Here is a 9,476-nt window from a genome sequence, read left to right as displayed (position 1 = left end):
GTCGAATCTTGGGGCAAGATTCGACCCGGAACCCTGATCCAGCGTCCGGCTCAGCGTCCGGCGGGAACGGCGAAAACCGGGTGCGGCCGCGTCCGTCGTGGGCGACCCTGAGGGCATGAGTCTGCAGATCACCCCCGTGAATCCCGGCGATCCCGAGTCACTCGACAATTACCTCATCGCCTCGATGGTTTTGCATAAACACGAAACGCCCGCGTTCCCACCCCCGACGCGAAAGCGCCTGGAGCGCATGTTCGAGCATCCCTGGCCGGGCAACGTCCAGGAGAACTACGTCGCGCTGGCCGCCGGCGAGGTCGTCGGATTCGTCGGAGTGGAGCACTACACCGAGGACAACCTCGACAAGGCGCACGTCGAGATCGGCGTATCCCCGGAGCACCGGCGCCGCGGCTTCGGCCGCGAGCTGCTCGCCTTCAGCGAGGATCGGGCGCGCGAACTGGGCAAGAAGACGGTCAACAGCCACTCCGCCTGGAGTCTGCCCGAGCTGGATCTGGTCGCACCGGACGCCGACGGCCCGGCATTCGCCCGCGCGATGGGATATCGCGACGCGCTGCCCGAGGTCAACCGGGTCCTCAAGCTGTCCGAGGTCGACGAGTCCGTCCTCGACGAGATGCTCGCCCACGCGCGCGCGAAGGCCGACGGTTATCGCATCGTCCAGTGGAACGATCCCACCCCGGACGACATCGTCCACGACATCGCGTACCTGGACGGGCGGCTGCTCGCCGACGCGCCGATGGGCGACACCGGCTGGGAGCCGATGAACGTCGACGCCGACCGCGTACGCAAGACCGAGGCGGCGATCATGGCCCGCGGCCGGACCAGCTTCCACACCGGCGTGGTGCACGAGGAGACCGGCCGGGTCGTGGCCTGGACGACGATCTCCGCCGAGGAGGACTGCGACTGGCACGGCTGGCAACAGATCACCATCGTCGATCCCGATCACCGGGGTCACCGCCTCGGCGCCCTCGTCAAGGTCGAGAACCTGCGGTGGTACCGGGAGCAGAACCCGAAGGTCACCGCGATCGACACGTTCAACGCGGCGGAGAACGGCTACATGATCTCGATCAACGAGCAGATGGGCTTCCGCCCCCAGTACGCCTTCCAGAACTGGCGCAAGGACTTCTGAGCGGATCAAGCGTGTCGGGTACGCCCTGAGCTGGGCGTACCCGGCATCATGGGGCCATGATCAAGCGGGGGATCATGCTGGTCGTGGCGTTGGTCGTGGGTCTGCCCGGGGCGGCCTGGGCGGACGATCCGTTCGAGGCCCGGGTGTACGCCACCCGCGAGGGCCTGATCGGCGAGGTGACCGCGAACGGACACCGCATCGCGAGCGAGGACCTCTTCGCCGCGCTGCCGTCCCGGCTCGGTCTCGCGGGCCGCAACCAGGGCAATCGCACCGTACGCGTCTGCACCGCGACCCGGTGTGTCTTCGTTCCGGTCTGGGACGTCGGCCCGTGGAACACCAAGGACGACTACTGGAACGCGAACCGTCAGATGTGGAAGGACCTGCCCCGGGGCAAGCCGGCTGCCCAAGCCGCGTACGCCGACGGCTACAACCGGGGGCGCGACGAGTTCGGGCGTACCGTCAGCAATCCGGCGGGCATCGACCTCGCGGACCGCGCCTTTCGCGACGGCCTCGGGCTGCGCGACAACGCCTGGGTCCGCGTGGCCTTCCTGTGGACGACCCCGGGCCCGCGCGGCTCGGTCGCCACCGACGGCTCGCCACTGCTGGTCCGCGACAAGCCGTCGCGCACCGGCGCGGTCGTGGGGTTCGCCGCCGGCGCCGCGCAGCTTCCCATCTCCTGCCAGATACGCGGAGAGCAGATCACCGGTGAAGCGGGCGCGACGGATCTGTGGGATCGCGTGGCGCCCGGCAAGTACGTGTCGCACGCCTTCGTGGCGACCCCGGCGGGCTTCACCGCGCCGCCCTGCACCCCCGCGCCCTGACTCAGCTCAGTGAGCTGAGGACAACCGCGACCGAGCCGGGCTCGGCCCCGGATCCGATCGTGACGCAGGTGGGCCGATCGGTGAACCAGCCAAGGTGGCGGCAGGCGTGACCAGGCCGCACCGGGTCGAAGCGCCAGCCCTTGCTCTCCGTCAGATGAAGCTGAAGCCGGTGCTCCACCGCAGCCACACCGGGACGATCCGGAGCGCTGATCTCGAAGGTCTCCGAGCACAGCTCGCTGCCGCAGTCCTCGTCGTGGGCGACGAGGGTGAGATCGTCGGGCAACGGAAGCAGGACCACGTCGTCCGGTCGTCCGGAGTAGTCGGGTTCGGCGGCGACGAAGACCAATCCCACGCTGGAGCAGAGCGTGAGGATCGTCAGCGCGATGACGGCCGACCGCGTCTCGAACGCTGGGGTGGATCGCGGCTTGTCCCGTCCGAACAGCCGGTCGAGCGCTTGCCCGATCCCGATGAGCACGAAGACCGCAGGTAGATAGAGCGTCGCCGCCTCGCCGCGGGTGGGGAGATCGTCGCGGACGATCCAGCCGACGAGCAGGGTGAAGACAGCGACGCTGAACAGGCCGACGGCGACTGTCGTGCCGATCCGTCCCCAGCGCGTCCAGGCGAAGGACAAGTACGCCGTCGCGGTGATGAACGCAAGCAGTAAGGGGAGAAGGATCTGCCCGACCATCTCGGGGAGTCTAGGTTTCGCGACGCGCTGGCGCTGCCCTAGCGGAGCATGCGGAGCAGGGCGAGGCCTTGGACGGTCACCGGGCGGAAGACCTTGAGCCGGGACAGGCCGACGAGGTGTTCCAGGTACGGGACGCCGCGCTGGATGATCTTGTGGGTCTTCGTCTGGTCCGGCGATTCGTCGTGCACCCAGTAGACGACCACGCCGAGCTGGAGCAGCCAGAGCAGTTCGGGCAGCTCGGCCCGGAGGGCCGGGTCCATCTTGGTGGTCGTGCCGTCGACGAGTCGCTGGAAGATGTCGAGCGAGATCTTCCGGGACTCCTCGGACTCCGGGCTGAACGGGCTGACCGGTGAACCCGGCACGGCGGCGAGCCCGATGAACTTGCCGGCGAACTGGTGGTGCGGCCCCCAGACGCGCATCCCCGACTCCAGTACGCCGAGCAGTTGGTCGCCGAAGGCGCCGCCGGCGGTCAGGATCGACTCGACGGCGGCGGAGTGCTCGCGCTGGAGTTCGAGGTAGAACTCCTGGACGAGGGCTTCCTTGCTGCTGAAGTAGTAGTACGCGTTGCCGACCGAGAGCTCGGCGGCCGAGGCGATGGCCCGCATGGTCGTCTTCTCGTAGCCGTTCTCGCCGAAGAGCCGGATCGCGGTCTCGACGATCAGGCGGCGGGTCTGCTCGCCCTTGCCGGATGCGGCGCCGGGGCTGGGTTCGGTCACGTCGTTCACCGTATAACCAGGCGGAGCGTGGCTCGCGCCACGCTCCGCCTGCCCCCGATCGAGTGAGTCACGCGCGAGTCACAGTGGCGGTTGCAGCTGAACTTGCGGCTGCATCGGCGGTCGCGGTCCTTGCGGCGGCTGGTACGCCGCGGTGGCGGCGGGGTGCTGCGGCCGTCCCGGCGGGAGGTGCGGCGGCACGAGCTGGGCCAGGTTCTGGCGCTGGATCCGCTTGCGGAACCGGGTCAGCACGAAGACGTTGAAGAAGTGGATCGCGCCGAGCGCGAGCATCACGATGCCGAGCTTGGTGACCAGGTTCTCGACGGCGGCGGTGGCGTCGGTGACGGTCTCGGTCGTCTTCATGGCGAGCGCGACGTACCCCAGGTTGAGCAGGTAGAAGCCGACGACCAGCAGCTTGTTGACGCTGGCGGCGAGTTCCTCGTCGGCGAGCGCGTCCTTCAGGAACACCTGCCCGTTGCGAAACAGCGTCCGGGCGACCCAGACGGTCAGTGCGACGGTGACTACCAGATAGGCCAGGTAGAGGCCGAGCTTGGGATCCATTGCCCCAACTCCAGTCGGTGACGACGTGGTCGAGCGCGTCTTTTGAACGCGTTCAACTTGACGACTCAGACGCTAGCACCACGACTTGAACGCGTTCAAGTGTGACCGTGACCACGCGTCGGGCATGATGAGGGCATGTCTTTCTTCGCCACCCATGAAGAGCTGCTCGACCGGGCACAGCGGGCGATCGCCGAGCGTGTGTACTGGTCGGCGTACCCCGAGTCGCCGAGCCCCAAGGTCTGGGGGGAGGCCGCCGCGCCCGACGGGAAGGCGGCGTTCGAAGCCCTGCTCGGCCAGGACTTCCCGTTGCCCGGCTCCGGCGCGCGGATCGCCCCGGAGAAGTCCCCGTTCGGCATCGACCTGGACGTCCGGTACGCGACCACGCCCGCCGCGGAGTTGATCGCGAACGCGTCCGCCGCACTGCCGGCCTGGCGCGACGCGGGTGTGCAGACGCGTACGGGAGTCGGGCTGGAGATCCTCGACCGGCTCAAGGGCCGGGTGTTCGAGCTGGCCAACGCGGTGCACGCGACGACCGGGCAGCCCTTCGTGATGGCGTTCCAGGCCGGTGGGCCGCATGCCCTTGATCGGGCACTGGAGGCGATCGCGTACGCGTATGTCGAGATGACGCGGCAGGCGCCGACGGCCACCTGGGAGAAGAAGGGCGAGGCCTTCACGAAGACCTTCCACGTCGTCCCGCGCGGGGTCGCCCTGGTCATCGGCTGCAACACCTTCCCGACCTGGAACTCGTGGCCGGGCTTCTTCGCCTCGCTGGTGACCGGCAACCCCGTGATCGTCAAGCCTCACCCGAGCGCGGTGCTGCCGCTGGCGATCACCGTGCAGATCGCGCGCGAGGTGCTCGCCGAGGCCGGGCTGCCCGAGGACGTCGTGCAGCTCGCGGTGGACACCCGGGAGGCTCCGATCGCCTCGGAGCTGGCGCTCGACCCGGCCGTGAAGATCATCGACTTCACCGGCTCGACGGCGTACGGGGAATGGCTGGAGGCCAACGCGCGGCAGGCTCAGGTCTACACGGAGAAGGCCGGGGTCAACACGGTCATCGTGGACTCCACCGACGACTTCGCCGGGATGTGCCGGAACCTGGCCTTCTCGCTCACGCTCTACAGCGGCCAGATGTGCACGACCCCGCAGAACCTGCTGATCCCGGCCGGCGGCGTCCCGACCGAGGCCGGGCCGAAGTCGTTCGACGAGGTGGTCGCCGGGATCAAGGGCGCCGTCGAGGCGATCACCGCCGACCCGGCCAAGGCGGTCGAGCTGACCGGGGCCGTCGTCAACGAGGCCGTCCTCGATCGGATCGACGCGGCCCGCGCGCTGGGCGACGTCGTCCTCGACAGCCGCCCGCTCGACCATCCCGCGTACGCCGGGGCGACCGTGCGTACGCCGATGATCGTGTCGGTGAAGGACGGCTTCGATACCGAGTGCTTCGGGCCGGTCGCCTTCGCCATCGCGACCGCGTCGACCGAGGACTCGCTGGCGATCTTCCGGAAGACCGTGGGCGCGAAGGGCGCCATCACGGCCGCCGTCTACTCCACCTCCGACGCGGTGCTCGACGAAGTCGAGCTGGCCGCGCAGGAGGTCGGCGTACACCTGTCGGAGAACCTGACCGGCGGGGTGTTCGTCAACCAGTCCGCTGCGTTCTCCGACTTCCACGCGAGCGGCGCGAACGCGGCGGCCAACGCCTCGCTCACCGATGGGGCGTACGTGGCCAGCCGGTTCCGCATCGTGCAGTCGCGCCGCCCCGCGCCCGCGGCCTAGCCGAGCGCCCGCTCTGCCAGGAGGTCGGACCCGACCTCCTGGCAGACCTGCTTTCCGTGGCCCAGCCCCAGCCGTTTCGGATACCGCAACAGGACGCTGACCACCCAGGCCGGTCCGATCGCCAGGCAGGCGACGTGCCACTGGCCGTCCTCGGGGCGCATGAACCAGCCGTTCTTGATGGCCACGGCCGCGCGGTTCGCCTCAGGCAACGCCAGTCGTACGCCGAAGTCGCCGTCTCCGCGTACCTGTCTCATCTGGGTGAGCAGCCAATCCGTCCATCGTGGACCGGCCGCCGTCCCCTCCGCCAAGCACTCCCCGAGGCGTACGGTGTCGCGGGCCGACACGATGGTCGGGCTCCACCGGTTCTCCTGATAATTAGGCGCGCTGTCGGCCAGCCCGCAGACGGACACCATCCGCTCGATCGTCACGATGCCGCCGTTGAGCCCGAAGACCTTCGTCGCCGCCGCGTTGTCGCTGTCGACGATCATCCGGCGCAGCATCGCCTGCGCCTTCGCGTCCGGGTCCGGATTCGTCTGCGTCAGGTAGTCCGCGGCCAGCCACACCTTCACCATCGACATCGTGTCGCTGTGCTCGGCCAGGTTCGCCGAGCCGACCACCTCCCGCGTACGCCGATTCAGGAGCGCCCAACTGAAGAAGCCCGGCGACTCAACGCGTACAAGTGGAGCGACCGGAGCCGACGCGGACGGCGACGGCGGCGCGGAGGCGGCGTGGACAGTGGAATGCGCGGGTTGTGGGGTCTCCTGAAAGGAGACCACCGCGACCGCCACGAGAAGGCCGATCGCGCACAAAAGAACCGATACCTGAACGTGATCCGGGTGCCAACGGGTCGTCACGACGGGGTCAACCCGCGCCGCCTGGAGATGGTGACGCAGGGCCGCTGACCAGGGCAGTCGCCTGTCCGAATTCGGGTAGTGCGCAAGCGCACACTCTCAAGTATCGTGCGGTTCTGGCTGATGACATCGCTGGAGCCGGATGGATCTTCGATGTCATGGCTCCGGCGGGCGAACGCCCGGCGGGGGTCTACGACAGACCCAGCACCATCGAAGTGAGGAAGTGTCACAGTGGCACAGGGCACCGTCAAGTGGTTCAACAGCGAGAAGGGCTACGGCTTCATCGCCGTCGACGGGGGTCAGGACGTCTTCGTCCACTTCTCGGCGATCGAGATGGACGGCTACAAGGCGCTCGACGACGGCCAGCGCGTCGAGTTCGAGATTGCGCAGGGCCAGAAAGGTCCGCAGGCCGAGAAGGTCCGGATCATCGCCTGACCAGAAGCTTCAGCACCCCGGCGGCGCCGGCTGGCGAGGCTCATCCCCCCTCGCGAGTCCGGCGCCTTCTCATGCCCGCGTTCCCCCTCACGGAGTGCCCGATGACCGAACTGCCGCCACCGTCCGACTATCTGCCCCCGCCGGCCGCCTACCAGGCGCCGGGGCAGCAGTACCCGAATCCGTACGACCCCCTCGTCAACCCGCCGTACGCCGGGATCGGGGGCTGGTTCGGCCGCATGTCGTCGGTGTTCCAGCGGTCATGGAAGTCCATCGCCACCGTCTTCGCCATCACGCACCTCCTGCCCTCCATTGTGCTCGCCGTCGTGTCGGCGGTCGGCACGGCAGCGGTGCTGGTGCCGTGGCAGCAGGAGGTGCTCGACGCCGCCGAGTCCGGTGAGAACCCCCGATTCGACACGATCCTCGGTCCGTTCCTCGGGTTGATGGGCGCCCTCGTCGTCGCCGCAGTGCTCTTCACGGTGGTAGAGGCGGCCGGTTACGCCGCGGGCACCTATGTGGTGACTCGGGACGCGGCCGGCGCCCCGACCTCGGTCGGCGACGCGCTGCGGTACGGCTTCCGGCGGTGCCTCGGCCTGTTCGGCTGGAACCTCGTCACCGCTCTGCTCATCATCGCCGGAGCGATCGCCTGCGTCGTGCCGGCGTTCTACGTGTTCGCCGCCACCGCCCTGGTCGGGCCGATCTACCTGTTCGAGCGGCGTACGCCCATCGGCCGGTCCTTCACGATCTTCAACAACAACCTCGGCCGGGTGCTCGGGCGGTTGGCCATGATCCTCGTGATCCTCATCGGCGGCTCGATCGTGACGAGCACGGTGGAGAACGTGCTCAACCTGGCCTTCGGTGGGCTCGGCTCGTTCAGCGCCGACCCGGACAGCTCGGTGCAGCTCGCCGGGCAGACCGGGCTGTCGATGGCCGGCTCGGCGGTCGTGGCGGGCGTCGGCGCCGTCATCGGGCTGCCGTTCACGATGATCCAGTTCGTCGGGATCCTTCTCACGTACGCCGAACAGCGGGGGCACGAGGGTCCGGTCTCGGCGGGCTCGCTCGCCGCCGAACTCGACTGACTTCAAGGCTCGTTTTCCCAGATCAGGGTTATGCCGGCGATCTTGTGCCAAGATCACAGGCATAACCCTGATCTGCTGCTCCAGGGCGGACTCGCTTGCACTCGGCAGGGCAGAGTGCTAAACAAGGTGTTGGCACTCAGCTCGAACGAGTGCCAACACAATGGAAACCAAGAGTCGGAGCGGTGGGGTCGCCTGACCGTCCTCCTGGCGAGGGCGTTCGGTGACCGGTCGTCGCGGGCTATCCGCCCGGCGAAGGTGTATCAGACAGGCGGCGTTTCGTGCCCACTAAGGTGCGGAATGCCGGGATTGTCCAGGAGGACATCGCCGTTATGGCCAAGATGATCGCATTCGACGAGGAGGCGCGCCGCGGCCTTGAGCGGGGCATGAACACCCTCGCCGACGCCGTGAAGGTGACGCTCGGCCCGAAGGGCCGCAACGTCGTGCTGGAGAAGAAGTGGGGTGCTCCGACCATCACCAACGATGGTGTGAGCATCGCCAAGGAGATCGAGCTCGACGACCCGTACGAGAAGATCGGCGCCGAGCTGGTCAAGGAGGTCGCCAAGAAGACCGACGACGTCGCCGGTGACGGCACGACGACGGCGACCGTCCTGGCCCAGGCGCTGGTCCGGGAGGGCCTGCGCAACGTCGCGGCCGGCGCGAACCCGATGGCCCTCAAGCGGGGCATCGAGACCGCCGTCGCGTCCGTCGCCGAGGAGCTGGCCAAGCTCGCCAAGGACGTCGAGACCAAGGAGCAGATCGCCTCGACCGCGTCGATCTCCGCCGCGGACACGACCGTCGGCGAGATCATCGCCGAGGCGATGGACAAGGTCGGCAAGGAAGGCGTCATCACCGTCGAGGAGAGCAACACCTTCGGCCTGGAGCTTGAGCTCACCGAGGGTATGCGCTTCGACAAGGGCTTCAACTCGGCGTACTTCGCGACCGACGCGGAGCGCATGGAGGCCGTCCTCGAGGACGCCTACATCCTGATCGCGAACAGCAAGATCAGCAACGTCAAGGACATGCTGCCCATCCTCGAGAAGGTCATGCAGTCCGGCAAGCCGCTGACGATCATCGCCGAGGACGTCGAGGGCGAGGCCCTGGCCACGCTCATCGTCAACAAGATCCGCGGCACCTTCAAGTCCGTCGCCGTCAAGGCCCCGGGCTTCGGCGACCGCCGTAAGGCCATGCTGCAGGACATCGCGATCCTGACCGGCGGCCAGGTCATCTCCGAGGAGGTCGGCCTCAAGCTGGACTCCGTCGGCCTCGACATGCTGGGCCGCGCTCGCAAGGTCGTCGTCACCAAGGACGAGACCACGATCGTCGAGGGTGCGGGTGACACCGAGCAGATCAACGGCCGGGTGAACCAGATCCGCGCCGAGATCGAGAAGTCGGACTCCGACTACGACCGCGAGAAGCTCCA

The 9,476-nt window shown here is 68.2% G+C and carries 10 protein-coding genes; 6 read left to right on the top strand and 4 right to left on the bottom strand.

Features of this window, described 5'->3' with window-relative positions:
- Positions 1 to 115 precede the first annotated feature (115 nt).
- Both AB0M47_RS40475 and AB0M47_RS40470 read left to right on the top strand, forming a co-directional pair.
- On the top strand, positions 116 to 1,141 hold the full coding sequence (locus AB0M47_RS40475; RefSeq protein WP_363423712.1) for a GNAT family N-acetyltransferase: 1,026 nt from the start codon (positions 116 to 118) through the stop codon (positions 1,139 to 1,141).
- A 56-nt stretch (positions 1,142 to 1,197) separates the two neighbouring features.
- Complete coding sequence (locus AB0M47_RS40470) at positions 1,198 to 1,962, top strand: hypothetical protein (protein WP_363423710.1); 765 nt, start codon at positions 1,198 to 1,200, stop codon at positions 1,960 to 1,962.
- A gap of 1 nt (position 1,963) precedes the next feature.
- Here the strand turns inward: AB0M47_RS40470 and AB0M47_RS40465 are convergent, their stop codons facing one another.
- The 3 genes from AB0M47_RS40465 to AB0M47_RS40455 all read right to left on the bottom strand — a co-directional run bounded on the left by AB0M47_RS40465 (position 1,964) and on the right by AB0M47_RS40455 (position 3,924).
- Entirely contained in the window at positions 1,964 to 2,650 is a 687-nt protein-coding gene (locus tag AB0M47_RS40465) for a hypothetical protein (RefSeq protein WP_363423709.1), read from the bottom strand.
- A 38-nt stretch (positions 2,651 to 2,688) separates the two neighbouring features.
- Positions 2,689 to 3,366 carry a TetR/AcrR family transcriptional regulator gene (locus AB0M47_RS40460; protein ID WP_363423708.1) on the bottom strand — a complete coding sequence of 226 codons (678 nt, stop codon included), beginning with the start codon at positions 3,364 to 3,366 and terminating at the stop codon, positions 2,689 to 2,691.
- A 78-nt stretch (positions 3,367 to 3,444) separates the two neighbouring features.
- Positions 3,445 to 3,924, bottom strand: coding sequence for a hypothetical protein (locus AB0M47_RS40455; protein ID WP_363423707.1), 480 nt, complete (start codon positions 3,922 to 3,924; stop codon positions 3,445 to 3,447).
- Between the two features lie 135 nt (positions 3,925 to 4,059).
- On the opposite strand from AB0M47_RS40455, the gene paaN reads away from it, so the two are divergent.
- The gene (gene paaN / locus AB0M47_RS40450) at positions 4,060 to 5,694 is read left to right on the top strand and encodes a phenylacetic acid degradation protein PaaN (protein ID WP_363423705.1); all 1,635 of its coding nucleotides are present in this window, start codon (positions 4,060 to 4,062) and stop codon (positions 5,692 to 5,694) included.
- On the opposite strand, the gene AB0M47_RS40445 is transcribed toward paaN, so the two are convergent.
- Positions 5,691 to 6,482 (bottom strand): serine hydrolase, encoded by a 792-nt coding sequence (locus AB0M47_RS40445; RefSeq protein WP_363423703.1) that lies wholly within the window; start codon positions 6,480 to 6,482, stop codon positions 5,691 to 5,693. The genes paaN and AB0M47_RS40445 overlap by 4 nt on opposite strands.
- 294 nt (positions 6,483 to 6,776) lie before the next feature.
- On the opposite strand from AB0M47_RS40445, the gene AB0M47_RS40440 reads away from it, so the two are divergent.
- The 3 genes from AB0M47_RS40440 to groL all read left to right on the top strand — a co-directional run.
- The gene (locus AB0M47_RS40440) at positions 6,777 to 6,980 is read left to right on the top strand and encodes a cold-shock protein (protein WP_027342428.1); all 204 of its coding nucleotides are present in this window, start codon (positions 6,777 to 6,779) and stop codon (positions 6,978 to 6,980) included.
- A 101-nt stretch (positions 6,981 to 7,081) separates the two neighbouring features.
- Entirely contained in the window at positions 7,082 to 8,056 is a 975-nt protein-coding gene (locus AB0M47_RS40435) for a hypothetical protein (RefSeq protein ID WP_363423701.1), read from the top strand.
- A 329-nt stretch (positions 8,057 to 8,385) separates the two neighbouring features.
- The coding region (groL, locus tag AB0M47_RS40430) for a chaperonin GroEL (RefSeq protein ID WP_363423699.1) at positions 8,386 to 9,476 on the top strand (1,091 nt) is incomplete at its 3' end.

This window comes from Hamadaea sp. NPDC051192 (genome assembly GCF_040682475.1).
Lineage (GTDB): Bacteria > Actinomycetota > Actinomycetes > Mycobacteriales > Micromonosporaceae > Hamadaea > Hamadaea flava.
Note: the sequence above shows the minus strand (reverse complement) of the source record. Positions and strands in the feature narration are given on the sequence as shown.

What these genes read in the sequence shown, in the direction of transcription:
- AB0M47_RS40475 (WP_363423712.1), top strand. Translation starts at nt 116, where the DNA reads ATGAGTCTGCAGATCACCCCCGTGAATCCCGGCGATCCCGAGTCACTC.
- AB0M47_RS40470 (WP_363423710.1), top strand. Translation starts at nt 1,198, where the DNA reads ATGATCAAGCGGGGGATCATGCTGGTCGTGGCGTTGGTCGTGGGTCTG.
- AB0M47_RS40465 (WP_363423709.1), bottom strand. Translation starts at nt 2,650, where the DNA reads ATGGTCGGGCAGATCCTTCTCCCCTTACTGCTTGCGTTCATCACCGCG.
- AB0M47_RS40455 (WP_363423707.1), bottom strand. Translation starts at nt 3,924, where the DNA reads ATGGATCCCAAGCTCGGCCTCTACCTGGCCTATCTGGTAGTCACCGTC.
- paaN (WP_363423705.1), top strand. Translation starts at nt 4,060, where the DNA reads ATGTCTTTCTTCGCCACCCATGAAGAGCTGCTCGACCGGGCACAGCGG.
- AB0M47_RS40435 (WP_363423701.1), top strand. Translation starts at nt 7,082, where the DNA reads ATGACCGAACTGCCGCCACCGTCCGACTATCTGCCCCCGCCGGCCGCC.